Annotated in this window: 24 protein-coding genes; 19 read left to right on the top strand and 5 right to left on the bottom strand. The window is 50.0% G+C overall.

The genetic code is table 11. The features are described from left to right. The first annotated feature begins 6 nt into the window (after positions 1 to 6). The 7 genes from LQ567_RS24475 to LQ567_RS24445 all read left to right on the top strand — a co-directional run bounded on the left by LQ567_RS24475 (position 7) and on the right by LQ567_RS24445 (position 11,176). Positions 7 to 1,512: a SusD/RagB family nutrient-binding outer membrane lipoprotein gene (locus tag LQ567_RS24475; RefSeq protein ID WP_231008549.1), complete on the top strand. Its 1,506-nt coding sequence runs from the start codon at positions 7 to 9 to the stop codon at positions 1,510 to 1,512. Positions 1,513 to 1,788: 276 nt separating this feature from the next. After that, on the top strand, positions 1,789 to 2,379 hold the full coding sequence (locus LQ567_RS24470) for an RNA polymerase sigma factor (RefSeq protein WP_231008548.1): 591 nt from the start codon (positions 1,789 to 1,791) through the stop codon (positions 2,377 to 2,379). An 83-nt stretch (positions 2,380 to 2,462) separates the two neighbouring features. Next, on the top strand, positions 2,463 to 3,596 hold the full coding sequence (locus tag LQ567_RS24465; protein WP_231008547.1) for a FecR family protein: 1,134 nt from the start codon (positions 2,463 to 2,465) through the stop codon (positions 3,594 to 3,596). A 92-nt stretch (positions 3,597 to 3,688) separates the two neighbouring features. Then, positions 3,689 to 7,048, top strand: a complete 3,360-nt coding sequence (locus LQ567_RS24460) for a TonB-dependent receptor (protein ID WP_231008546.1) — start codon at positions 3,689 to 3,691, stop codon at positions 7,046 to 7,048. A 21-nt stretch (positions 7,049 to 7,069) separates the two neighbouring features. Further along, on the top strand, positions 7,070 to 8,722 hold the full coding sequence (locus LQ567_RS24455; RefSeq protein WP_231008545.1) for a RagB/SusD family nutrient uptake outer membrane protein: 1,653 nt from the start codon (positions 7,070 to 7,072) through the stop codon (positions 8,720 to 8,722). A gap of 25 nt (positions 8,723 to 8,747) precedes the next feature. After that, complete coding sequence (locus tag LQ567_RS24450) at positions 8,748 to 10,025, top strand: IPT/TIG domain-containing protein (RefSeq protein WP_231008544.1); 1,278 nt, start codon at positions 8,748 to 8,750, stop codon at positions 10,023 to 10,025. Positions 10,026 to 10,033: 8 nt separating this feature from the next. Continuing rightward, the gene (locus LQ567_RS24445; RefSeq protein WP_231008543.1) at positions 10,034 to 11,176 is read left to right on the top strand and encodes a family 20 glycosylhydrolase; all 1,143 of its coding nucleotides are present in this window, start codon (positions 10,034 to 10,036) and stop codon (positions 11,174 to 11,176) included. A gap of 61 nt (positions 11,177 to 11,237) precedes the next feature. Here the strand turns inward: LQ567_RS24445 and LQ567_RS24440 are convergent, their stop codons facing one another. From LQ567_RS24440 to LQ567_RS24425, 4 genes are all read right to left on the bottom strand, one after another. Then, a complete protein-coding gene (locus tag LQ567_RS24440; RefSeq protein ID WP_231008542.1) occupies positions 11,238 to 13,328 on the bottom strand; it encodes a CehA/McbA family metallohydrolase domain-containing protein in 2,091 nt (696 codons plus the stop codon). Positions 13,329 to 13,837: 509 nt separating this feature from the next. Continuing rightward, positions 13,838 to 15,157 carry a hypothetical protein gene (locus LQ567_RS24435; RefSeq protein ID WP_231008541.1) on the bottom strand — a complete coding sequence of 440 codons (1,320 nt, stop codon included), beginning with the start codon at positions 15,155 to 15,157 and terminating at the stop codon, positions 13,838 to 13,840. Between the two features lie 168 nt (positions 15,158 to 15,325). After that, positions 15,326 to 15,874, bottom strand: a complete 549-nt coding sequence (locus tag LQ567_RS24430) for a hypothetical protein (RefSeq protein ID WP_231008540.1) — start codon at positions 15,872 to 15,874, stop codon at positions 15,326 to 15,328. Positions 15,875 to 16,046: 172 nt separating this feature from the next. Then, complete coding sequence (locus LQ567_RS24425) at positions 16,047 to 16,466, bottom strand: nucleoside 2-deoxyribosyltransferase (protein ID WP_231008539.1); 420 nt, start codon at positions 16,464 to 16,466, stop codon at positions 16,047 to 16,049. A 130-nt stretch (positions 16,467 to 16,596) separates the two neighbouring features. Here LQ567_RS24425 and LQ567_RS24420 point away from each other — a divergent pair, with 130 nt between their 5' ends. Then, positions 16,597 to 19,344, top strand: a complete 2,748-nt coding sequence (locus LQ567_RS24420) for a hypothetical protein (protein ID WP_231008538.1) — start codon at positions 16,597 to 16,599, stop codon at positions 19,342 to 19,344. A 155-nt stretch (positions 19,345 to 19,499) separates the two neighbouring features. On the opposite strand, the gene LQ567_RS24415 is transcribed toward LQ567_RS24420, so the two are convergent. After that, the gene (locus tag LQ567_RS24415) at positions 19,500 to 20,174 is read right to left on the bottom strand and encodes a YceH family protein (protein ID WP_231008537.1); all 675 of its coding nucleotides are present in this window, start codon (positions 20,172 to 20,174) and stop codon (positions 19,500 to 19,502) included. Between the two features lie 254 nt (positions 20,175 to 20,428). Here LQ567_RS24415 and LQ567_RS24410 point away from each other — a divergent pair, with 254 nt between their 5' ends. From LQ567_RS24410 to LQ567_RS24360, 11 genes are all read left to right on the top strand, one after another. Next, on the top strand, positions 20,429 to 20,824 hold the full coding sequence (locus tag LQ567_RS24410; protein ID WP_231008536.1) for a hypothetical protein: 396 nt from the start codon (positions 20,429 to 20,431) through the stop codon (positions 20,822 to 20,824). 1 nt (position 20,825) lies between these two features. Next, positions 20,826 to 21,503, top strand: a complete 678-nt coding sequence (locus tag LQ567_RS24405; protein ID WP_231008535.1) for a sigma-70 family RNA polymerase sigma factor — start codon at positions 20,826 to 20,828, stop codon at positions 21,501 to 21,503. Continuing rightward, a complete protein-coding gene (gene folE / locus LQ567_RS24400) occupies positions 21,472 to 22,134 on the top strand; it encodes a GTP cyclohydrolase I FolE (RefSeq protein ID WP_231008534.1) in 663 nt (220 codons plus the stop codon). Before LQ567_RS24405 ends, folE begins: the two co-directional genes overlap by 32 nt. Positions 22,135 to 22,254: 120 nt before the next feature. Further along, a complete protein-coding gene (locus LQ567_RS24395) occupies positions 22,255 to 22,683 on the top strand; it encodes an SRPBCC family protein (protein ID WP_231008533.1) in 429 nt (142 codons plus the stop codon). Between the two features lie 522 nt (positions 22,684 to 23,205). Beyond that, positions 23,206 to 23,529, top strand: coding sequence for an ArsR/SmtB family transcription factor (locus tag LQ567_RS24390; protein ID WP_231008532.1), 324 nt, complete (start codon positions 23,206 to 23,208; stop codon positions 23,527 to 23,529). A gap of 6 nt (positions 23,530 to 23,535) precedes the next feature. Next, entirely contained in the window at positions 23,536 to 24,003 is a 468-nt protein-coding gene (locus LQ567_RS24385; RefSeq protein ID WP_231008531.1) for an SRPBCC family protein, read from the top strand. 36 nt (positions 24,004 to 24,039) lie between these two features. After that, a complete protein-coding gene (locus LQ567_RS24380; RefSeq protein ID WP_231008530.1) occupies positions 24,040 to 24,420 on the top strand; it encodes a DoxX family protein in 381 nt (126 codons plus the stop codon). Between the two features lie 30 nt (positions 24,421 to 24,450). Then, the gene (locus LQ567_RS24375; protein ID WP_231008529.1) at positions 24,451 to 25,026 is read left to right on the top strand and encodes a YdeI/OmpD-associated family protein; all 576 of its coding nucleotides are present in this window, start codon (positions 24,451 to 24,453) and stop codon (positions 25,024 to 25,026) included. Between the two features lie 22 nt (positions 25,027 to 25,048). Next, positions 25,049 to 25,606 carry a Crp/Fnr family transcriptional regulator gene (locus LQ567_RS24370; RefSeq protein WP_231008528.1) on the top strand — a complete coding sequence of 186 codons (558 nt, stop codon included), beginning with the start codon at positions 25,049 to 25,051 and terminating at the stop codon, positions 25,604 to 25,606. 50 nt (positions 25,607 to 25,656) lie between these two features. Beyond that, positions 25,657 to 26,010: a bleomycin resistance protein gene (locus LQ567_RS24365; RefSeq protein WP_231008527.1), complete on the top strand. Its 354-nt coding sequence runs from the start codon at positions 25,657 to 25,659 to the stop codon at positions 26,008 to 26,010. Between the two features lie 93 nt (positions 26,011 to 26,103). After that, the gene (locus tag LQ567_RS24360) at positions 26,104 to 26,511 is read left to right on the top strand and encodes an SRPBCC family protein (RefSeq protein ID WP_231008526.1); all 408 of its coding nucleotides are present in this window, start codon (positions 26,104 to 26,106) and stop codon (positions 26,509 to 26,511) included. Positions 26,512 to 26,519 lie beyond the last annotated feature (8 nt).

Raw genomic sequence — 26,519 nt, 5'->3', positions numbered from 1 at the left:
TCAGTCATGAAAAAGCGATTATTAAATATACATATTATAGCGGGCCTCGCATTGGCTGCAACCATGGGCGCCTGTACAAAGGATTTTGAAAAGATCAATACACCACCTACCTCCGTGGTTTCTGTAGATCCGGGGCTGCTTTTTGCCCGTATATTACGGGATGGAACCTTCCAGGAATCCGGTGAGCTGCCCGATACCAAAATGGGCTCCTGGGTGCAACATTGGGCGGGCGGACCCGTGGTGCCGGTTTCCCGGTATTTCGAAGGACCGGAAGACCTGATCTGGTCGCAACACTATACCTTATTGCGCAATATCATCCGTATTAAAGAAGAGCTGACCGGACTGGAAAATGATCCTGCCGGGCGTTCGAAATGGGCGATTGCAGAATTGTACGAAGTATACCTTTACCAGCGTCTTACCGACCTGTTTGGGGATATTCCTTTTTCGGAAGTAACCACATCCGATGCAGTCATTAACCGGACGCCGAAGTTTGACAAGCAGGAAGACATTTACCCACTGCTGATCCAGCGTGTGGATGCCGCCCTGGCAAAACTCACTACCGGAGACCAATCTTACGGCACTGCTGATTTCTTTTATAACGGCAATATTGATAAATGGAAAAAGTTTGGTAATTCATTAAAACTAAGACTGGGCTTGCGGATCCGCTATGCCAATGCGACACTGGCGCAGCAAACCGTGCAGGCGGCAATGACCTCTTCACTGGGACTTTTGGGCAGTAATGCCGACAACGCCGCCGTGCCTACGTATAACAATGCACAGGCTGAAAATTACAACCCCATTTTACGGCAGTTCGTAACCGGCTCTGCCGACCTGCGTTACCTGGCCAATACGCTCGTTGATAAACTGAAAGGCTATAATGATCCCCGGCTGCCGTTATTGGCTCAGCCCGTTACCATTAATGGGAACCCGGTTTACCAGGGCATTGGGGTAGCCCTTACCGATAACCAGTTGTCGCAGCTGATCCGCGCCAATTACTCCACGGCCAGCCGTAATACCTACTTCAGTCAAACGTTTACGCCCATACCCAGTTATGCGCTCACCTATTCCGATATATGTTTTTACAAGGCCGAGGCCGCATTATTGGGTTGGGGCGCCAACAACGGGGATGCTTACAATTTCTTTTTGGAAGGGGTAAAGGCAGCTTTTGCGCTTGCACCATATAATCTCAATACCGTGCCCAACGATTATGTAAGCACCGTATTAAGTTTCGACGGTCTTACCGACGCACAGAAGATGGAAAAAATTGCCACACAAAAATGGATCCATCTGTTTGGCCGGAATATGGAAGCTTTTGCAGAATGGCGGCGTACCGGGTATCCGGTACTAACGCCGGGTCCCAATCCTGGTTCAACGAACGGGCAAATCCCCCGGCGGGGCATTTATTCATCAGACGAAGCGCAATTGAATAATGCGCATTATAAGGAAGCCGTGGCGCGGATGCAGCAGGGGGATTCCTTTTTGTCCAAGGTTTGGTGGGATAAAAAACCATAGCGTATAAGTAACGTATTTTGGACGTTTTATAACCGGCTTTTGTATGGAAACATACGGAAGCCGGTTTTTTGCATACTTAGGAACTATTGCTCACAGATCATCGAGATGTTCACGGAAAAGTTTTAAGAATCTGTGCGCATCCGTGAAATCAGTGAGCAAAAGAAAAACCTGAAATTGCGTCCCGGAGATCTGTTTTTAAACAGGTTTCAGGATTTTCCGATATTTGTTCCTGTTTGGCGGAAATAATTATCTTTACCCCAATGATCCCAAATGCCAATGATGAATTTGCCAGACTCGGATTTACTCGTGCAATTAAAGGAAGGTGACCATACCGCCTTTTCCCGGCTTTATTTCCGGTATGCCACCATTGTATACCGGCGCATACAGAGCCTGGTAAAAGTGCACGAACATTGCGAAGAGCTGGTGCAGGAAGTATTTTTGCAGCTTTGGCAAAACCGGCATACCATCAGCCCGGAAGTACCCGTACAGGCCATACTGCTCCGCATCGCCAAAAGCACTACCATCAATTTTTATCGAAGGGCCATCCGCGAACAGCGCTATAAGCAATTGCTGGTTCGCTCCGCCACCGCCTGTTATGACCCTGTAGGTGAACATATGAGCTTCCTGGAAACCAGTACGATCCTGAACGAGATCATCGATAAACTGCCGCCGCAGCGCAAAAAAGTGTTCCTGCTCATAAAAATGGAAGGTAAAACCTATGAGGAAGCGGCCCGGGAAACCAATGTTTCCCTGGGCACCATTAAAGATCACATGGCCAAATCCATGCGCACCATCCGCCAGGAACTCACCAATTATAAAACCATTCCTCCCCTTTGCCTGTTGCTGGTAACCATCTGGTGCGAGTAAACATATGTATGCCGGCGAAAATTTTTTTTCAAACGAGCATAGACTTTTTTCTTTTCAATTGAATATATAATAAACAGATCGTATTGAACGCGGAAATCGAACAACTCTATCAACGGTTCCTCGGGGGCAAATGCTCCCGTGAAGAGGCGGAATTGCTGCTGAGTTATTTTGAAACCAGCGAAGGGGATACGGTACTGCAGGAACTGATCTCGGGGCATTTTGATCAGCCGGTAATGGCGGCAGATGCAGACCCGGGGGCGGCCTTTGATCCAGACAAGATACATCGTCGGCTGCTACAGCAGCTGCGCCGGCCGCGCCTGGTACGCTTAAGAAGGATAGCAGTGGCCGCATCGGTACTGTTGGTGGTGTTCAGTGGGTTCTTTTTAATGCGCGCCTACCGTCATCAAAACAACCCGCCACTGGTGGCCCGGCAGGCCGGTATTGCCCCAGGAGGCAACAGAGCCACCCTGGTCTTGTCTACCGGTAAAAGTCTTGCGCTCAGCGAAAAACAAACAGGAATTCGTGTAGATACCGGTGGAGTACAATATGAAGATGGGGAGGCACTGGCGCCCAGGGGCAGCGCTTCTTTTGCTACCCTCCAAACGCCCCGGGGCGGACAATACCGCATTGTATTGCCGGATGGAACAAAGGTTTGGCTGAATGCGGAGTCGGCGCTGATCTACCCCATGCAGTTTAATGAAAAGGAACGGCACGTGGAATTGAAAGGAGAAGCCTATTTTGAAGTGGCAAAGAATGCCGGTTGGCCCTTTGTGGTAAAGCTGCAAACAGGTGATGTAACGGTAAAGGGAACCCGGTTTAACGTGCAGGCCTATGCACAGGATCCGGGGGCAAAGATCACCCTGGCAGAAGGTGCGGTAGAAGTGGCCAGCACCACTGAAAAGCGCCTGTTACGACCGAACCAGGAGGCCTCGCTGCAACAGGGTGCCGCCATAAAGGTAAGGTCGGTAAATGCGGAGCAGGCCCTGGCCTGGGTAGACGGTTATTTTTTGTTTGATAATATGAACCTGCGGCAAATGCTGCAACACATCAGCAGATGGTACGATGTAGATGTGCGCATACAGGCCCACCTGAGCGATCAGGCGTTTTGGGTACGCTATACCCGGTCGAAAGGACTGCAGGAGTTGCTTGATTATTTGAAGGAGTTTGAACATTTCAACTACAGTATAAGGGGGAGGACATTGCTGATAACGGACTAGCACGGCGATTGCTTTGTTACCGGTACAGCATAAAAAAAAGCCAGCAATGGCTATGGGGATACGTTTGCTTATTCATAAACCAACGATAAAAAATGCGTATAAGAAAAATGGGCCGCCCGGCTCGTAAACGATGGGCGCCAACGATTGTTTTCCGGGGTCTTCCGGTGTTATGGATGTGGATGCTGCTGCTGGTACATAGTTCCGGTAATGCACAAACAGTGTCGGTAAAAGGGCGCAACCTGCTGCTTACGGAAGTGTTTTACACGTTGCAGAAACAAAGCAATGCCGATTTTATTTACCGGGTTGAAGATGTGCGGGGGCTGAAGGTAGCTGAAGCCAATATCCAGGGGCTGTCGCTGGAGGCCGCTTTAAAGGAGCTGCTCAGTGGGCTGCCGCTGACCTATCAGCTGAAGAACAAAATGGTGATCATTAAGAAGAAACCTGCCGGCACCGCGCCGCCGGTTGCACCGGTCCCAACTTCCATCCGGAGCGAGATCAACGGGCGGGTCACCGATTCCTTGCAAAAAGGGCTGGCCAATGTAACCGTACAGGTACTCAACGGGGAAGGTAGCTCTACAATGACCGATGCTGAGGGACAGTTCCGGCTGAGTGCCAAAAGATTGCCGGCAACCATCCGTGTGTCTGCAATAGGGTACCTGGCCCAGGAGCTACGGGTAGAGAACGGGCAACCACTCAGCGTGGTGCTGCAACTGGCGGAAACAGCCATGGGAGAAGTGGTGGTAATGGCCTACGGGCAGAAACAAACCCGGCAAAGCGTTACCGGTGCTGTATCCAGTATTCAGACAAAGGAGCTGAAACAAAGTCCTGTGGCCAATCTTACCAATGCACTGGCCGGACGGTTGCCAGGACTCATCACCGTACAACGTTCGGGTCGCCCGGGCGATGATTATTCCCAGTTGTTTATCAGGGGCATTAACACCATCGGGGCCACTAACCCGTTGATCGTGATTGATGGATTGCCGCGCGGCGATGCCAACCTGGGGCAACTGGATGCCAACGAAATTGAATCCGTATCCATCCTGAAAGATGCTTCTTCTACCGCGCTTTACGGTATCCAGGGGGCCAACGGCATCATCCTTGTAACCACCCGGAGGGGGATCAACGGACCGCCCAACATACAGGCCAATTTCCAGTATGCCCAGCAGCAACCCACCAATTTTCCGCGTTTTCTCAACTCTTATGAAACCGGGAAACTTCAGAACGAAGCGGCCCGCAATGACGGCCTGTTGCCGGTATGGACGGAGCAGGAGCTGGAGTACTTTCGCACCGGGCTAAAGCCCTACGACTATCCGGATGTGGATTGGTATAAGGTACTCATCCGCGACCGCTCGCCGCAAAAAACAGCCAACTTTAATATCAGCGGGGGATCACCTTACGTAAAATATTTTGTATCGGGTTCTTACCTGCGGCAGGAGCCGCTATATAACCGGACGGATGAAAATGTTTACGGAGTAAAATATAAATACGACCGATTTAATTTCCGGTCGAATGTAGATGTAACACTGGATAAGCATACCGATCTGCAGGTGGACCTGGCTTCGCGCCTGGAGAACCGCACCACGCCCTCACAGGACAGGGCAAGTTTTGAATTCTTCTGGGTATTGCTGTCGCAGATGACCAACAATCTTACCCCGGTACTCAATCCAAACGGCAGCATTGCTTCCGGCAATATGCGGGAAGATTTTTCCAACCCTTACGGAATCCTTACGCATAATGGTTACCTGGATGCGTACTGGCATAGTACTAACGGAAGTGTTGCGCTCTCACGCAAGCTGGATTTTATTACGCCGGGGCTGAAAATAAAAGGGTTGTTTACGTTTGAAAATTATGGCGACATCAATTTTGCACTGGACCAGAACTTCGACTCGTACCGTTATAAAAGTATACCCGGTACCGGTACAGGTACTTACACGCAGCATCGCATTGCCACCAGTTTACAACGCTCCGGTTTTGCCAGCGGGCAGCGGTATTATTATTACGATCTGAAGCTGATGTACGACCGTGATTTTGGAAAACACAGCTGGAGCAGCCTGCTGCTGTTCAACCGTAATTACCGCTCACAGCTGGGCGATCTGCCGCGTGTATACCAGGGCTATGTGGGCCGGGTGGCGTATAACTATGATAAAAAATATTACCTGGAGTTTAACGCCGGGTACAACGGATCGGAGAATTTTCCTCCCGGCAAACGGTACGGTTTTTTCCCTGCCCTGTCCGGGGCCTGGGTCATTACCAATGAGCCGTTCATGCACAGTGGCGGCGCCCTTAGTTTTTTGAAGATGCGTTTCTCCCATGGTTATGTGGGTAACGATATGGTGGGTAGCGGACGCTGGCTCTATATTTCTGATTATGCCCGCGGCGGCGGCTTTACCTTTGGCAATCCCGGCAGCTGGAATGAAGGCTATGTAGAGAACCGGATCGGTAACACGGCCATCACCTGGGAAAAAGCAGCCAAGACCAACCTGGGATTTGAAACCGGTTTTTTTAAGGACCGGCTGAAAATCAATGCCGACCTGTTCCGGGAAATGCGCACGGATATTCTTACCTACGCCGGGTCCGTACCCTCTTACCTGGGTATTACTGCGGCGCTGAACCGCAACCTGGGGCGTATTGTGAACCGGGGATTTGAAGTGGAAGCGAACCTGAATACCCGCATTGGCGGGGTAGGTGCTTTTACAAAAATCAATTACCAGTATGTAAAAAATAAGATACTGGAAATGGATGAGCCCAAACTGGCCTATCCGTATCAAAGCATCGTAGGGCGTCCCATAGGGTACGACCTGGGGTATATTGCAGAGGGCCTGTTTCAAAGTAAGGAGGAAATAGCCAGCAGCCCGGTACAGAATTTTGCGCCGGTGATTCCCGGCGACATCAAGTATAAAGACATCGACGGCAACAACATTATCAACGAGGCCGACCGGGTAATGATCCCCATGCTCAATGTACCTACCAGTTATTTTGGTGCCAGTTTCGGTATTAACTATAAAGGCTTCGACATTAGTGTACTGTTTCAGGGCGCACTGGGCGGACGGCAGATGTATTCCTCCCAGCTGATCTTTAATTACCGGGGCAGTTACCGGCCCATTCACCTCGACCGATGGACGCCGGAAAACGCCGCCAATGCTACGTTCCCGGCCCTGCACCTGTCGGAGAGCAATATGGCCAATAACTTTATCAGTTCCACTTACTGGGTACGTAAAACAGATTACATAAAACTAAAGAATATGGAGATCGGTTACCAGCTGCCACGATACTGGCTGAGCCGCGTAGGTATCAAAACGGCCCGTATCTATGTAAACGGTATGAACCTCATCTCCTGGGATAATGTAAAAGACCTGGGCATCGATCCGGAATCGAATACCGGCGGCCGCTGGGGCTGGCAGCCGTATCCCATTATGCGCATCTACAATGCGGGCGTTACCATCAATTTTTAATTCCTGAGTTAATTGATAACAATGAAAATGACATTCATAAAAAACTTCCTTTTGTTTACGGTGTTGCTGCTGGGAGCAGCCTGCAGCAAAAACTACCTGGATCGCAAACCCAGCGATCTGATCACCGGCAAAGAGGTATTCAACAATATTGAAAATGCAGAGAAGTTTGTAAATGTGATCTACGACAACCTGCCCAATATTTTTAAACCGGCATCTCCCTGGATGCTGAGCAGCGCTACGGATGAAACCAACCAGGCGGCCGACAATTCGGTTTCCTATCCGGATGCCGGCAATTTTAATACCGGGGCAATGAGCCCTTCTAATTTTCCGCTGGCGGATCAGTGGAGCGGCTTTTATGCCAAGATACGGGCCTGCAATATCTTCCTGGGAAATTTTGAGCTGGTGCCGGAGGATGTAAACTATCCCGAACGTCGTAACCGCCTCCGCGGGGAAGCGCTGACGCTGCGTGCCTTTTATTATTTTGAACTGATGATCCGCTGGGGCGGCGTACCGCTGATTCTGAAAGAAGAGAACCCTTTTGAAAATCCCGATAATATCTTTTATAAACGCAATACGATCGATGAGGTTACGGCCAGTATTCTTAAAGATCTGCAGGAAGCCGAGAACCTGTTGCCGCTTACCTATGCAGAGCGGCCGGCAAACTGGGGGCGCGTTTCAAAGATGGTGGTACTGGCCTTACGCAGCCGGATATTATTGTTTTATGCAAGCCCGCTGTTTAACCCGGCCAGCGACCGCAACCGCTGGACGCAGGCGGCCCTGGCCGGAAAAGTGGCCCTGGATTCTGCTTTAAGTAACGGGTATACATTGCACAGCAACTATGGCGAGATCTTTACCCAGTACCTGAACCGGGAAGTGATCTGGAGCCGTCCGGCACCCGGTGCCTACCGAGACGGCGGTATCGACCAGGAAATGAATCCCCGGGGATCGAACGGGTATGGCAATATCAACCCGCTGCAGGAATTAGTGGATGATTATGAAATGAAACAGACCGGCTTATCCATTAAAGATGCGGCTTCAGGATATAATCCACAAAAGCCGTATGAAGGCAGGGACGCCCGTTTTTACGCTACCATCCTGTATCCGGGAGCTACCTGGAAGGGGCGCACGCTGGATCCGAACGGAGCCGATGTGCCCCGGTCCGGACAAATATCTGCTAACTACTGGCCGCGTAAATTCCTGCTGGAATCGGTGAACCTGTTTACCAATACCGGCGCAGCCGACCGCAAATGGGTATTGATCCGTACGGCAGAGCTGTACCTGAACTATGCCGAAGCGCTCAATGAAGCCGGCGCAGCCACCGTGGAAAGCCGCAATGCACTCAACGCCGTGCGCCGCCGGGTAGGTATGCCCGACTATAACGGCAGTGCGCAGGATGGGCTGCGCGAGGCGATCCGGCACGAGCGCAGGATTGAGCTGGCTTTGGAAGACCACCGGTTCTGGGATGTACGCCGCTGGAAGATTGCAGCAGTAACCGATAATAAAGACGTACATGGAGTGGCGGTAAGCGGTTCCGGTAATACCACTTATACATACCCCGTGCTTGAAAAGCGGGTATTTGATGCCGGTAAAAATTACTGGTTGCCCATACCGCAGGCCGAAATTGATAAGGTAAGCGGACGTAATCCGGAATTTAAGCAGAACCCCGGCTGGTAATTTTATTGAACCAAAAATAATAGATATGAAACCGATTATAAAAGGCCTGGTAGTATGGCTGATCATAATGGCTGCCGCCTGTAAAAAAGAAAAAACATTTGAGCATAACGGTAATACGCCTATTACAGTTGATCAATTTACCCCCGCATCCGGAGGTGCCGGCACGGAAGTATTGCTTTATGGAACCAATTTCAGTAAACGGCTCGATGAGGTAAGTGTAACGGTAAATGGTGTAAAGGCTTATGTGGAGGGCGTTGTGGAAGACCGCATCCTGATCGTGATTCCGCAGAAAGCAGGCAGCGGAAAAATAGAGGTTACCATTAATGGCCGCTCCGTAGCCAGCAAAACAGCGTTTAATTACCTGCCTTCTTCGGTGGTATCTACACTGGCAGGCACCGGTACTGCCGGGTTTGCCGATGGTGTTGGACGGCTGGCTTCCTTCAACTTTAATGCACGCTGCGGACTGGATGTGGATGCCAACGGGAATCTGTTTGTAGCGGATGCCGGTAACCGGCGCGTGCGCAAAATTGCTCCGGATGGAACGGTTACATCCGTTGCTGGTAATGGTAATTATGGATATAAGGAAGGTAAAGGTGAGGAAGCCGAGTTCTACCTGCCGTTTGATGTGGTTGCCGATCCAACCAGCGGTAATATTTATGTATCCGATCCGGAAGCCTGGACGGTACGCCGGATCACACCAGACGGAACCACTACGAGGATTTGCTGGGGTGAGGCCTGGGGGCTGGGTATTGATAAACGCAACGGCATGGTATATTACGCCAATACTTCTTCCGGTGCTATTGTACAGGTAAATCCTGACGGCAGCACAAAAGACATTGCAAAAGGATTTAATTACCCTTCGGATGTAACGGTCGATCAGCAGGGCAACCTCTATGTGGTGGAACATGGAAAATCGGTGATCTGGAAGCTGAATGCGGATACCTGGGAACCCACGCTGATCGCCGGTCAGCCGGGCGTTACAGGCCTGGTGAACGGAGCGGGTACTACTGCAAAATTTGAGCTTCCCTGGGCCATTACGGTAGACAAAGCGAATAACCTTTATATAGCCGGCAACGGTACCTGGGACGGATCGGGCAGCAACAGCAACCAATGTATCCGCCGCATAGCAGCCGGTACCTGGGAGGTAAGCACTTATATCGGCGGAGGTACTGCCGGTTTTGCCGATGGCACGGGCAGTGCCGCATTGTTCTATGCACCCACGGGTGTGGCTGTTGATAAAAATGGGGTGGTGTATGTACTGGATCGCAATAACCAGCGGGTACGGAAAATTATAACCGAGTAAGGATCGTAATGAAAAAAATAAAACGTTTATTAATAGTGGCCTGCATCCTGAATGCAGGCCTGCTTTTAGGATGCAGGGCCATTGCCCAAACGTATAAGGATTTTCCCTGGAAGCAACTGCCTGTAAGAGGACTGATGCTGAATATACCGCAGCGGGCGGATGTGGAACTGCTCTGCCGTTTTATAAGAGAGGCCCTGCCGGCGGAAGGGGTTAACACATTGGCATTGCGGATTGAATGGTGGTACCAGTTTGAATCGCATCCTGAGCTTGCTGCAACAGGTGCGCTGTCAAAAGCCGAAATGCAGCAGATCGTACGGGCCTGTAAGGATGCAGGTATCCGGCTGGTGCCCATGATGAACCTGCTGGGCCATCAGTCGGAACAAACCGAGCTGCTACCGTTGCTGGCAAAATATCCGCAGTTCGACGAATCGCCGGACCTGAATCCACCCGTACCCTGGAAGTATGGGAACTGGTACGACTTTTATCATAAAAGCCTCTGCCCGGCACATCCGGATCTGTTAAAGATTATTTTTCCGCTGATGGATGAACTGATTGACGTGTGTGGTGCTGCCGACTTTCATGTAGGACTGGATGAAGCCTGGATCATTGGCTATGATAAATGCCCCCGCTGCGGCGGACGGGATAAGGCCGAGATCCTGGCGGAATACATCCGGAAATTACATGCCCACCTGGAGGAAAAAAAATGCCGCATGTGGATGTGGAGCGATCGCCTGATCGATGGAAAAACTACCAACCTGCTGGGATGGCAGGCAAGTATGAACAATACACACCGGGCTATAGACATGATCCCGAAGGATATCATGATCACGGATTGGAAATACGAAAATGCCCCGCCCACACCGGCGTATTTTGCCATCAAAGGCTTTGATGTACTGGCCAGCGCCTGCGCAGATACAGCATCGGCCCTGGCACAGCTGGAACAGATCTATGCAGCCCGTAAAGATGGTACCCGGGCGGAATTTGCCCAAACGCTTGCAGGCCGTATGCAGGGGGTACTCGAAACAACATGGATCAGTACCGGAGAGTTTATCCGGGCCTATTATGGCCGCAAGCCCTATTCCGATGGTGCGTCGGCAAACATTACCACGTTTAAAAACCTGTTCCGGGTCATTCGCCAAACGGGCAGGTAGTGCCTCGCTTTTTGTGGGTCCGGCTCATTGTAACGCTGGGGTGATGCACGGGGTCTTTGTTCTATTGCAGCCACACAGGCTGCGTAAAGGCACCGTTGGCCGCAACATCCCATACTTCCACGCGTACCCATTTCCGGTTACCAAGCGCTACCGGCCAGCGGAAGGTTTGTTTGCCAAAGGGCAGGGTATGGTTTAAGGGGACAGGGGTGCGAAAAACCTGTTTCCCATCCCCCGAAACGATTTCCGCGTGCCGGAGCGGGAAGGTCCAGCTAAGCTGGATGGTAATTGTTGCCTTACCCGATGCTGCCGGTGTTAACGTATCACCGGCTTGCTTTCCGTTAATGCTAAAGGCCGGGATGAGTACTTCACCGGTGGATACAAAAAAGCGCCCGTTGCGCAAGGCATCCAGAACAGGTTGCCAACCCTCATCATACCGGGGAAGTTTTTTTAGTTGAAGATAATTAACGTTCAGATGTGCATACATCTCGTTTTGCTGGGTAATGGTAAAAATGTCGGACTCGCCCAATACGTATTTTTTCAATCCCCAGTTGGCCATGTCGTCCATAAGATGAAGGACCCGCTTGCTGAGGGTTACCCATGAAAGGTCGGCGGGTATTGCCTTCCAGGCAGCGCCCAGGTAGGTGCCCGATTTAAAAAAGTCTGCTTCGCGGTATTGATCCGGGTACCCTGTTGATGCTTTGGTGCGGGCATGGGCTACCCAGGCAAGGCCCTGCTCCTGCTCCAGGAGATGAAGCATTTCTTCTTTGCTGCTCACATGATATACATCACCATATAACGGGTCTTTGGAAAGAAACGGCGTGCCTGGTTTTTTTGACATGATCCAGTACACCGGTTTGGGGAACAATGCCAGCCAGTGACCTCCATAAAAATTATTGACCTCTTCACCGGGAAGCAGCAGGAAACCGGTGTCTGAAAGCCGCTTTGTTTGCTCAAACAATGCATGCAGTTCCCTGAGCCGGACGGAATCCGGCCCTTTGGGATGGCCTACACCATGAAATTCGGCCAGCTTTACAATATCGATCCCGGCGCCTTTTAATACTGTTTTGAATTCCGGTTTTTCCGGAACCGGCTTTCCGCTCAACGCCACCTGTGTAATGAATTCGTTGTGAAAATGGCTGGCCATGGTTTTATAACCAGGCAGGGCAACAAAACGATCATTGTTGGTAAACTGCTTTACGGCATCCAACGTGGCTGCGGGCCGGTCTGCGCTTACCAGGCAAAAAAAGTTAAGTCGTTGAAAAGTGCCGGGTGGTGCATTAAACCAGGGTACATAACGGCGGTCACCCATCGGATCCTGCCGGATACCGATTCCGAAACCCGGCACCATGTTTAAATAGTTGCGGCCCTCCCAGGTGAATTTTAAATTAAAGGCTTCATCAAGCGGATAAAAATACTGATGCGGTGCAGGAAATACGGCACAACTGCCGGTAGCGGTGTGACCAATAATCGTCCGGTATTTTACTTCCAGGTTTTGCGCGGTATCCTGCAAGCCGGTTTCCCGGTATTGCATCCGGTCATTTACATCGGTCCAGGCAATGGCCTTCCAGATATCCTTTTTATGAACCAGCCCAGCATCATATAAAATGGCAGTTGAATCCTTTGCCGTGGAAATCACCGCGGCAATATTAAACAGTGCACTTCCATTGTAAATGGTGATCTCTAAATGACCGGAAAAGGAAGCCGCTTTTAGTGTTCCGATCTTTACAATGGTCCGTGATCCATCGCTGGCTACCGAACCATGGCGGTTGGTGAAGGCCATCAAACTCGTGGTATACGGCCGGGTAGGCACTTTGTCAAAAAAAACATCCCAGCCACCGCTCGAAGGGCTCAGGGTTCGCTTGCCTTCCCGCAGGATAAAAACAGGATCGAGGTCCTTCACTACTTCTGTAAATGTATTTGCATTACCTACCTGTATGCTGTTGAAGAGCGGGCGTGTCGGGTCGCGGTTCAGGATCATTTTTGCCATGCCGGATTTCCCCGCCGGCCACTGGATCGTAATATAACTTTTATCGGTGTGCACCCGGGCTCCGTTTTTCTTAAGACCGCTCAGGTCAATGGCCGGCTGTGCTCCCAGTGCCAGCGTAAACAAGAGCAGCACCAGGAACATGGTTTTGTTTAAGGCTTGTTGCATATTTTATCGGCTAGGTTTCAAGATGACAAATCACATCGTTATGAACCTCAAAGTTACCACAAAGGAAGTACCTGGAAAACTGCAATATTGATGTGCCGCAAAAGCCCTGGGGCATAGAATCCCCTGGGTGATGTTACCACAATTCATTGACCGGTGTATTATAAACAGGCGCATATTTTTTTCAATGTGTTGACGATTCGTTTTTAGCAGATGGGCAATGAACAAATATGGGCACCTGTTGGCTGTTGCTGGCAGCATCGGCATTAAAGCCAGCTGCCGTTCGCTAGCGCCTTCATAAACTCGATGCGGATAATAAAGAGGCCGTGGTCAAACATCATACGGCACATTTCCTGAAGGGAAGTTATGATGTTTGAATACGGCCTCTGGTTGATACTCCGGTTGCGGGGAACTGTTACTGTCGGTTATCGCCCGTGCGTTGAAAACGGCCTGCGGGCAATCCATTATAATCCGGTTACCGGCCAGGAGAGCGCACTGGAATTCTGCGTTGCTTACAATGGCGCCACTCGTTTTGTGCGGAAATAGCCTTCTATTTTAACGGGTGTCCAGGTGGCGCTGGTACCTGTTAACACGCGTTTTCCGGCTCTTTCCAGGGTGAAGCTGCCTGCAATTATACCTCCCGGGGTCTCCGTATACCTGCTGAAATCAATGCCTCCTGCGCTGGGTGTAATGACCTTGCCGGCCACAATAAACTGCTGGTAGGCCGTATTGCCCGGTGGCTGGTAAAGGAACCAGGGTATGGAGTCACCCCAGTTGAGATGACCACCAGATGGATACCCCCGCCATTTCAAACTAAAGGCGGCATCCGCCGGACCATTGCTGCCGGAAGATACAACAGCGGCATCCAGGTTGTGTATGCCCTGTGCCAGTACAACACCCAGTGGAATAGTACCATGTAGCCATGGGCCGTTGTCAATCCGGAAAGTTACCCCTTCGGGACCAATATAAATATTGGATACCAATAGGTATTGTGTTGCATCCGGACCCTTCAACGCTACAGAAACGGCCACCGGGTTACGTGCCGGCATGCTTGCGGGGGCTGTATAAACGGCTGCTGAACCGCTCGGTATCAGCGTGCCGGCGCCGCCCAGTTTCCACTCTTTAATATACTGTGCCGTTACATCCTGCTGCGGCCCGATAGGGCGGGGCATACCAGGAACGGGAGGCACCGCGAGTTCATCCGACATGTTATTGTATACATTCAGGTCCAGTGCTTGCGCCAGGTTTACTGCGCCTGATACCGGGTAGAGCGTGAATGCCTCAAACAGGCTCCAGTCGCTGAAATGAGTGGTGCTAACGGATAGTGTTTTTGCGGTTGCATCTTTTACAGCGCCCTGTCCCCACCAGATGCCTTTTTCATCCTGGTAGGCAATACCTACGGCTTCCGGGACTGTGCCTTCAAAAAGAAGCGTGTCATATACAAACGAAAGTGTAACCGGTTTTGAAAATTGAACACCATGCGGTAATAAGCGATACGCCTGGCCGGTACCGGCAATATTGGTATTGGTGATCCGCTGGATGCTGAATGTCCTTTCGGATGCAACCGCTCCCTGAGGTATGATGATGCGCAGCTGGCCGTCTGCAGATTGCAGGGTGCCGCCGGCAGGGCCGATCGTGGCGGTTAGGGCTGTTTCCAGCGCTTCTCCGGTGGGTGTTATTTGCCCGGTGCTGTTGCCTGCTTCAGGGATATAAGGATCCTCATCGGTTCCGGAATTCAGGGACATTTTTTTACAGGATACTGCAATGAGGAGTATAAACCCCAGCAGCAGCAAAAGGATCCGCAGGCGTTCGGAAAAATAAATTCTTTTCATTGATTGTGATTTATAAAAACAGGGATGCGCTCAATAGCGGCGTTTGTTAGTCTTAGTTACGAGATCAGGTTTTGAGCATTTGAAAATGAAACGATCACACCAGGTATGGAACGGGGCGCAACCTGAAACGTTGAACGTTAAACCTGAACCCAACGTAAACGATTATGGTTAAAATTTCAGCAGGAATGAAAGCGGATCGGTAGTACCGTTCATTTTAAGACGGATCACCTTGGTGCCATTGGGCTCTGTTCCCGGATCATACGTGTATTGCGTGGTTTTGGTGATCTCTTTTGCTGCCAGGTCCCTGTCCTCCGTGGTCTTCCCGTTTTTGGTTTGTTTATAATGGGCCGAATAGGCATGGGTGATCAGGGTTTTATTGGCTTCGTTGATTTCTACGGTTCCTTTGGTAAACGACTGGTGATAGGTGGCAATGCCGCCCGCTACCGTTTTAGAAGTAAAGTACTGCTCATAAGTGCCGTTGGCGTTGAATTTAAATGCAATGGCCAATTCGAAACCATTGCCGATATATTCGGAAGGATTCTGATTCCAATACTCTGTGGTGGAAAAGTTCCCATACATCCAGCCACCCTGTAATGCAGCAGGGACGGGTGTTCTGGGGCCATCGCCATAGGCGCCGGAGCTATTGGTTTTGTCTTTTTCACAAGCACCCAGTAAGCTTGAAAAGGTCATCAGGGTAAATAAGATAGTTCGATACATGATGGATTGTTTAGAACACAAAACTATCACCGCTGTAAAATGCAGAAACCTTCATCTGCATTGAATTGATGATTTAACGTGATGAATTGCTATAAGGGCTTTTGCTGTTGCTGTTAATGTATGCTATAGGGATCGTATCTTAACCGCAATACAAACACTGGCAACTGGCGGATTAAGATACCGGCGGCAAGTCGGGAGATATACGGTCCAGCAGTTGTTCGAGCTTTTGCTTCAGGTCTGCGGGGCTTGTATAAATGAGCTGAAAATCACTGATGCCGGCAACTGTGGTTGAGTGCGCTGCATCATCCTGTCTTAGATAAATAACCGGCTTCCCTTTGGCTTTTGCATAGCCGGCTTCCACGCCGATGCCGATAGCCTTGTCTGAAGTTTCCGCAATCAGCAGATCGCAGCGTTCAATATCCTTCATGGCCTGTGCCATCATGGCTCGCTCCTGGGATGTGTTAAAAGTATAATGGTCTACAAATACAAAAGGACTCATCCCTGCATGATACAGTGCTTCGGAAATGGCTGCCAGCACCGGTGTAAGCAGCGGCCTGTTTTGAAAGCTTAAGGAAATATATGCGGTCTTCATTTTTTATGATTGAAAAGATCAGCATCAAATCGTACATCCTGTTACTTTTATGTGCATCTTTGAAGGATACATATCCAGGGAAACGGATAACTAAAATACAAAACTATCGTTGACTTACAACATATAGCAGATGCAAACCAGCAGCAATCCTTACCAGCATTTTATCGTGTGTATGGCTATCTTCATGGTGCTCGCTCCATTTCATATAGCACATGGAATGCAACCAGGAACACAAGCCAAAGAGGCTCCCGGCATTTACCGGTTTGAGGCGGCAACCGCGCAGATCAATTCCAATACAGCAGAAGTAGTGTCGGACAGCCGTTTGACCAGCAAAAAAGCCGTGGCATTGAAACAGGGGGTTGCCGCAGCTATAAAGGGCAACCGTACAACGCCGGATCTTGTGTATGCCGTAAAGCTGCCCAGGGCCAGCCGGTACCGGATGTTCACATTTGCGGTAACCGACGAAAAGGGTGCCGCGTTGCTGAAGAACGCTAAAACCAAATATGAGTCGTTATTCCTGAGATTGCAGATTGGGAACAACCGCGCAACCAACCGGGTGGTATATGTTCCCTGGAACGTGCTGCGGCAGGAAACCGGGAAATTTGATATTGCGGCTACCGATGAAATAAAAATATGGCTTCCGGAGGGCGTGCGCCTGGAGTATATTGAGTTTTCCGCCTATACGCCTCCGGCGGTACCCCTCGGCGCCCGGAACTATCATCCGAAAGTGCTGCCACCTTCCGGGCATCCGCGTCTTTGGGTGAACCGGCAATCGCTTCCCATAATCAAAAAGAACCTGGATGCGGAAGAGCATCGCCTGGCCTGGGAGCAGGTGAAGAAAAAAGCGTTGACTCCTTTCGAATTCCGGTTTGACCCGGAGGCAGAATTGCCGTTCAATACGGCGCTGGAAGCCGCTGCAGAAACAAAAGCCTTCTACAGTTTAATGACGGGCGATGTAAAAACCGGAAGGGCGGCCGTCCGTTTGATGACGGATTATCTTTCGCATGTGGAATTCGGCAACCTGCTGGATGTAACACGCGAAATCGGCCGTGCCATCTATACCGCTTCGCTGGTATATGACTGGTGTTATGATCTGCTGACACCCGAAGAAAGAAATATTCTTTGCAGGCACCTGTTCCGGCTGGCTGATGATATGGAATGTGGCTGGCCTCCGTTTTTGCAGAGTATTGTAAACGGACATGGAAATGAAGCGCAGCTCTGCAGGGACCTGCTTTCTATGAGTATTGCGGTGTATGATGAAGATCCGCTGCCGTACCGGTATTGTGCATACACGGTGCTGGAACAGCTGGTACCCATGCGCGCATTTGAATACCAGTCGCCGCGGCATAACCAGGGTATCCTTTACGGCGATTACCGCTTCCGCTGGGATATGCATGCGGCCTGGCTGCTGTACCGCATGAGCGGGCAGCGGGTTTTTGATGCCAACATTCAGAACGTTCGCCGGTACTGGCAATATATGCGACTGCCGGATGGACAACTATTGCGCGATGGAGACGGAGTGGCTGCCGGAGCGCCGGACCGTCCATATTACTGGAAGGGTACGTTTACGGCCTTGCTGAATTATGCTTACGCTGCAGACCCGGTACTGAAAGATGCTTTTATGCGGGAAGGTGGTTTGCCGGATAACCCTGTACTCTTTTTATTGCTGAATGATCCGGCGTTGAAGCCGGAAAACAATCTGCAATCCCTTCCCCTTACGATCGACTTTGGTCGTGTACTGGGCGGTATGATTGCCCGTACGGGATGGAATATGGGAGCAGATAGCAGGGATGTGATTGCCGAAATAAAAGGCGGCGGATATCACTTTGCCAACCATCAGCATTCAGATGCCGGTGCGCTCCAGCTGTATTACCGGGGATTGCAATTGGGAGACATTGGTGTGTATGCCTTTTATGGTACGCCCTACGATTTTAATTTTAATAAACGTTCGGTGGCGCACAGTATGATGCTGGCCGTGGAGCCCGGTGAAAAGTTTGGCGCAACGGAGGCCAATGACGGGGGAACCCGTTTTAACCAACGGTTTCCTAAAACACCGGTGGAAGTACAAACAGACTCCCTGTTCAGGAACGGTGAAGTGCGCTCGGCAGATTTTGGCCCATCAAAACAAACGCCCGCCTTCAGTTATTTCCAGGCCGATTTAACCAGTGCGTATAGTAAAAAAATGGAACGGTATACCCGGGCGTTCTGCTTCCTGAATATGCAGCGGCCGGATGTACCGGCAGTAGTGATACTGGCGGATGATATGACCACTGCGCAGGCGGGCACAGAAAAGATCTGGCAGGTAAACACGCTGCATCAGCCGGAAGTGGTCCATGGCAACCTGGTACTTCAGAACTGGGCGAATGGTGTTGTAGGAAAAACACTGGTCACGACCTTGTTGCCAAAAGCGGGGGAACGCACACTAAAAGTACTGAGTGGTGAAAATACCCATGAGGTGTTTGATCATACGTATCAACCTCCGCCAACCGTACTGCCCGAGGCCCGGGCACACCGGGTAATGATTTCACCGGTAAATAAGAACCGGCGGCAGCGGTTCCTGAACGTGTTGCAGGTAATGGAGGGCGAGGCCCGCCCGTTGGCTGTGGATTATTATGAAACAGCGGCCAGCTCGGTTATCGTAGTGGGTGACCGCGTGGTAAGCGTAAGCAATACCCCGGAATTGATCGGGAAGGACTTTTCAATCCGTATTCCGCCAGGATCGGCGTACCAGGTGCTGCTCACCGGTCTGGCCGCAGGCCAATGGGAGGTCCGGGATCAAAAAAGGAATAAAACTACCCGGTACACGGTGACGACGGGAAAAAATACACTAAGTTTTCAGTCGGCGGGCGGTGCCTACAGCATCCGCAGGCGGCGTTGATGGCAAGATGTTATTCCATTACACGTAACGTGGTCAGGCGTCCGGATGATTCAACAGGGTGACCGGTATGCTACTTCAACAATGTTACGATGGAATCATAATGCAATTAATAACGATTGCCCTGTTCGTTTCGGTGTATGCAGGAACGTAACCGGTTATCCGGTCCACTCCTTCATCAATTTTTCAAATGCTTCTTTTAATGCAGCCAGTTCCTGTTCCACCACCTGCAACCGTTCTTCAATATGGCTGTTGGAGGGCGTTGCAGAAGGCATTCCGGCAGGCTCCGTAACGTAAGCCTCCAGCACGTCTTCATGGGCAAATAAGTGCATATAGCGGGCCTCTTTTTGTCCCGGTTGCCGGGAAAGCTGCTGCACATAAGGTGTGGCCGAGGTCGATAGTTTTTCCAGTACCACCTGTACTTCCGCCAGGTCGTCAAACTCATACAATCGGCCGGAGCTGCTGTTGATCTCCCCGGGTGTGAGCGGTCCTCTCAGAAAGAGCAGGCACAATACCGCCAGTTCGTCGGGGGTAAACTGATAATTGAGTGCAATGGTATGCCGGTATTTGATCACCCGGCTGCTGCCCCCCGTAACGGTTGCGGCCAGGTTTTTCCGCTTCAACCGGTCCAGGATCAGGTTAACGGTTTGCTCATCGTAATTCACTACTGGGTAACGCGCCGTTTTTTGATTACAGGCGGCAGTCAGGCCGTTTAAGGTCATGGGATAATACTCCGGCGTTGCCTTTGATTTTTCCATCAGGGCACCCAGCACACGGATCTCTTCACTATCCAGTACCGGCAAAGATTTCGATTCAGTTAATTCGTTGCTCATAGGCGTAAAAATACGATAACACCGGCGAGTTTCCGATCAATGCATGCAAAATGTTGTACCGGCATTGCAGCAATGCCGATGCCGGCCGCTTCCCCGGTTTCAAACCCTGGAAAAAATACCTATATTTATAAGAGCGCCGGATGACAGCGTGTGTACGAAGGCAGAACCCTGTCTGCATTTATAAATGACCGTTTCTTTTGTAACCTTTTGATGCGATGTTGACTCTAATAAGGTAAACAACAAAAAATAAGGAAATGGAAACAACAAATGCAGTACAGTCGTTAAAGCATGTCTTCGAACTGTTGCGACTTACATTCGGTATCGTTCCTATTGTTGCAGGATTCGATAAGTTTACCAACGTGCTTACCAACTGGGAGCACTACATCAACCCGTTCCTGGCACAATTACTGCCGCTGCCGGCGCCGGTCTTCATGAAGATCGTAGGCGTTATTGAAATCGTTGCAGGCATTATCGTATTTCGAAAAGCTGCGGTGGGGGGGTATATCGTTGCGGCCTGGCTTACGGCAATAGCGGTAACATTACTGGTGGGATTTTATTACCCGGATGTAGCGGTGCGGGACCTGGTAATGGCAATCGGAGCATTTTCAATGGCCAAAATGGCCGGTATCTTTTCATCGGGCAAACAATAATATGACTTCATTTGAGCGGTTCACGGATATAGAAATCATCAACCGGGTTTTGGAAGGGGAAACGGCGCTTTATGAGATCCTCATCCGGCGGTACAATCCCTGTCTCTATAAAACCGGGCGGTCCTATAACTATCATCATGAAGATACGCAGGACCTGATGCAGGAAACCTTTATTGATGCGTATAAAAACCTGGTGCAGTTTGAAGGCCGGTCGGATTTTAAGACCTGGATCATCCGGATCATGTTGAATAACTGCTACCGGAAGAAAAACAAGGCCGGGTTTAAAAATGAAATTGTAATGAGCATAAATGATCAGTCAACACCCATGTTTACAGGCTCCGATAATGCAACAGGCAACATTGTTCAAAACAGGGAACTGGGGAAGATCATCGAAGAAGCGCTTTCCAACATCCCCTTCGATTACCGTATGGTATTTTCGCTGCGCGAAATAAACGGTTTAACGGTAACAGAAACCGGCCGTTTGCTGGATATCAGCGAAGCCAATGTAAAAGTGCGGCTGAACCGGGCAAAGGCAATGCTTCGGAACGAAATTGAGAAACGGTACGCACCCTCCGAAATTTTTGAGTTTAACCTTGTTTACTGCGATGCCATCGTTGCAGGCGTTATGAAAACAATCAACACATTTAATGGAACCACATATAATGGAAGCGCTTATTAACCGCGATGCAGAAACTTTTTTCCCGGATACACCGCTTCGTCCGGATGCCTTTGAAAAAAATGATGCAGAGAAGATCCGCGATATTGAATACCATTTCGCACAGATCCTGCAAACACTGGGTTTGGATCTTAACGATGACAGCCTGAGCGGAACCCCGGCACGGGTGGCAAAGATGTTTGTGAAGGAACTCTTTAGCGGTTTGAACCCGGTAAGTAAACCCCGCATCAGTCTCTTTGAAAATAAATACGGGTACCACCGGATGCTCATCGAAAAAGATATCACCCTGTATTCCTGCTGTGAGCATCATTTTGTACCGATCATCGGAAAGGCGCATGTAGCCTATATTCCCGCAACGCAGGTGATCGGTCTTTCCAAGATCAACCGCCTGGTACAGTATTACGCCAAACGGCCCCAGGTGCAGGAGCGGCTGACCATCCAGATCGCAAACGGGTTGAAGGCCGCACTGGGGCACAACGATGTGGCCGTTATTGTGGACGCAGATCATTTATGTGTGGCCGCAAGAGGTATTAAGGATGTGCAGAGTAGTACGGTTACTTCCAGCTATTCCGGAAAATTCCAGAATGAAAATACCCGGGCAGAATTCCTGGCATTTGTACGAACCGGAAAATGACCCGGGTGCTACACCGGTAAATATTGGCACTGTCCGGATATCCCGGGAACAAAGTCTGAATTACACCCTGTAGCTGCCGGTTTGGGACAATACCTTTGTGTTTCAACAAAGCCGTCAACAATGAAAAGTATCTATCACCGGCTGTTAATAGCAGCACCGGCAGAAAAGGTTTACGAAGCGCTGACCACACAGGAGGGACTGGCCGGCTGGTGGACGCCGGATACCAGGGCAACACCGGAAACAGGCAGTATAGCGCGGTTTGCCTTTGGCCCCAGCTATTTTAAAGAAATGGAAGTAACAGAATTAACGCCCTTTAGCAGGGTGCAGTGGCGTTGCCTGAAGGGGCATGAAGACTGGATCGGAACAACACTCAGCTTCGGGTTACAGCCCCATGCAAAAGGAACGGTATTGCTCTTTCATCATGATGGGTGGAAGGAATACACACCGGAGTTTGCTTCCTGCAGTTACGACTGGGCGCTTTTTTTCAGAAGCCTGAAATTTCTTTGTGAAACCGGCAAAGGATTTCCTTACCCGGACTTTAATAAATAAAGGGGTACATGGTCCGGCTGTGGGATGCGCCCGTTTTATTGACGGGAGCGGCAGCCGGATCGATATTGATCCGGTTCAAACAACCGCCGGAGATCCGGCTTGTCTTGCAAACCTGTTTAATATCCTGGTAGCAGTTACCTGCCGGCGCGTTATATGATATAAGGCAATTTGCCCCGTGATTTAGCAGCATTGAGATTATAAAAAGCAGGCGGCTTCTCTGCAGAAGCAGCTGCCAGCATAACTATGCTGCACCTGTTAAATACCGCCCTGCCGGTTTACCATACATGCATTACCGGCAGGGCTTCCTTTGCTAACGGTAATACTCTATGCTCCTTTATGCCTCCGCTGCCGCCGCTTTCAGGCGGAAATGCCGTTCCGTTTGTACGAAATAAGCATACCCCTGGTGTTTATTGGGGTACTGAAAACATCTATGTTCTGCGGATAGGGTGATGTAAAATAAAAAATAAAAAAATTTGTGTAGTTAAATAGCTACATGTATATTTGTAGTCAAATAGCTACATAATGAATTTAAGACGTGATGTTTTTCAGGCTATAGCTGATCCTACCAGAAGGGCGATCCTGCTGCTGGTAGCAGCACAATCGATGACGGCCGGCGCTATCGCCGCCAATTTTGATACAGCGCGGCCTACGGTATCCAAGCACCTGCAGATCCTTACGGAGTGCGAGTTGTTGCAACAGGAACAGCAGGGCCGCGAAATTTATTACCACTTTAACCCCAAAAAAATGAAAGAAGTAGCCGATTTTATCGAGCCGTTCCGAAAGATGTGGGACGACCGCTTTAACAAACTGGAAGCAATCATGAAAAAATATAAATCAAAAAAATAAAACGATATGGAACGTAAAACAAAAATCAATGCCGAAGACGGCCGTCAGGACCTGGTGATTACAAGGGAATTTGACTTGCCGGTAGACTTATTGTTCAGGGCCTATACAGAGCCGGAAATAGTAGAACAATGGATGGGAACAAAAGTATTGAAACTGGAAAACCAGCAACACGGCGGCTACCAGTTCGAAACCAGTAATGCAGAAGGAACCGTTGTATTCCGGGCCAATGGCTGTATTCATGAGTTTGTACCGGAAAAACGGATCACCCGCACCTTTGAAATGGAAAATGCGCCGTTGGGTATCCAGCTGGAGTTCCTGGAATTCGAACCCCTGTCGGAAGACACCAGCCGGTTGATCATGCAGGTGGTATACCGGTCTGAAAAACACCGTGCCGAACAATTGAAACTGCCTTTCTCTTACGGGGTCAATATGGCGCACGACCGACTGGAGCAAATCGTAAGTAAGTTAAAATAACCTGCCGTACAGGCTTCTATAATGTAAACCGCAATTATGAAAAAAAGAGACAAAATTATCTACTGGATCGCTACGGCCTGGCTGGCGCTGGGCATGCTGGCTACCGGCATTGTACAACTGATCCAAACAAAGGAAGAAATCGCCCTGATGGCGCACCTGGGGTATCCCGTTTACCTGCTTACCTTGCTGGCCATCTGGAAAATACTGGGTGTAATAGCCGTACTCATTCCAAAGTTCCCGTTGCTGAAGGAATGGGCCTATGCCGGTTTTTTCTTTGCAATGAGCGGCGCTATTGTTTCACACCTGGTGATCGGAGACGGCGGTAAGGATCTTTTCGGCCCTTCATTATTGCTGGTGCTGACCCTTGTTTCCTGGTATTTCCGGCCGGCAAGCCGGAAAACCAATAACCCTTCTTAACTTTATAGCAACGGATCAAAAAAAAGGTATATGAACCCAAAAACCGATTTCTACTTCAGTAAAGGAAAATGGCAGGAGGAAATAAAGCTTTTGAGAACGATCGTACTGGATTGCGGTCTTACAGAAGAGCTGAAATGGGGCTGCCCCTGTTATGTTTTTGAAGGCCGCAATATTGTGCTGATCCATGTATTTAAGGAGTACTGTGCCCTGCTGGTTTTTAAAGGCGCCCTGTTGCAGGACCCGGCCGGTATCCTGATACAGCAAACGGAAAATGTACAGTCGGCCCGCCAGATCCGCTTCACCGGTATCAAAGAAATAAAGGACCGGGCGGCGGTGATCAAATCCTATATTTATGAAGCGATCGAAGTAGAGCGGGCGGGTTTAAAAGTGCCGTTGAAAAAGACAAAGGATTATGCCGTTCCCGAAGAATTTCAACAAAAGCTGGACCGGCAGCCCGCGCTGAAGAAAGCATTTACCGCGCTCACACCCGGCCGGCAAAGGGCCTACCTGTTCTATTTTTCGCAGGCCAAACAATCTAAAACCCGGGCGGCAAGGGTAGAAAAATATATACCGAACATCCTGGCGGGAAAAGGACCGGAGGATTAAGCCTGTACACAACAACCTGCCAATGATAACGTATACGGTTTTAAAGGATCTGGGCCATTTTTGCGAGCGCGATCTGCAGCTTTTTGATCAGGTTGCCGTACAAAGAACGGTGAAGAAGAACGAGTGTTTACTGGAGGCCGGGATGGTTTGTCAATCCGTTTTCTATATTTTGTCCGGCGCTTTTTTTCAATATCAAACCGGGGAGGTGGAGGATATGGTGGTAGACCTGCACCTGGAACAGGAATGGATGTTCAATAACACCAGTCTCACCGGCCAGGTTCCTTCGGCTACGGCTATCAGGGCTTTTATAAAATCGGAGGTGATTGAATTACGGCTGGAGGGCCTGCATGCACTGATTGCAGCATCCAACGCCTTTTTACAATTAGGCAGGATCTTTAACCAGGGGCATGGCAGAATCCATTTGTTTGATCATCATCTGGACCCGGCTCAGAAATATGCGTATGTGCAGGCGGTAAAACCGGGCATATCCAGGGTGTTCCCGGTTAAAATGATCGCATCCTACCTGAAAATAGCCCCCGAAACATTGAGCAGGGTACGGGCGATGCACCGGATTTCCTGATTTGAATCAGGTCCGTTTCCCGTAGAATGCCGCAATTTTGAAGAAAAAATATGCTTACAGCTATTCACCCCAAATTGCCCATGCGCAACAAGGCGCTTACAAAGGCATTCTATATCGATCAGTTGGGTTTTCAACAATCCGGCAACGATTTTGAAGGATACCTGATGATCAAAAAGGATCATATTGAAATTCACTTTTTCGAGTTTAAGGCGCTGGATCCGGCAGAGAACTACGGACAGGTGTATATCCGTACCAATGCGATCGACCAGTTGTACCAATCCTTGCTGGATCGTGCCGTTGCCATACATCCGGCGGGGCATTTACAGGTAAAGCCCTGGGGGCAAAAGGAATTTGCATTACTGGATCCCGACAATAACCTGCTTACGTTCGGGCAATCGGTCTAAATAGCAGGCATGCGCTCCGGCCGGGGTGAACAATGGTGCAACATTTGCGCTAACATACAGAACAGTGCAACGTATTTTTAAAAACACAGCAATATGGAACACACGGTCATCGAGCAAACCATTACGATTCATGCACCCGTACAAAAGGTTTGGCAGGTGTTTACGGATCCTGCCGTTACCCGGGAAATGGGCGGATATTATGAAACGGACTGGAAACCCGGCAGTGCTTTTGCATTCAGAGATGCAGCGGGCAGCAAACGAATAAACGGGTTATTGCTGGCCTGCGAGCCGCAACAGCTGATCCGGCATAATTTGCTGGAACCGGATAACGAAACCGTCCTGTCCGAGATCACCTACACGTTCCGGGAACAGGATGAATATACGGTGCTAACGGGCCGCGAAGTAATGACGCAGCCTCTGGATCCGGTTGCCTTTGAGGATGCCGCCGCCGGCTGGGAGTTTGCCCTGAAGGCCGTAAAGGATCTGGCTGAAAAACGCTAATATTGCAA

The sequence above is a fragment of the Niabella pedocola genome (genome assembly GCF_021044425.1).
GTDB classification, from domain to species: Bacteria; Bacteroidota; Bacteroidia; order Chitinophagales; family Chitinophagaceae; genus Niabella; species Niabella pedocola.
This window is presented reverse-complemented; position numbering and strand designations above follow the sequence as displayed.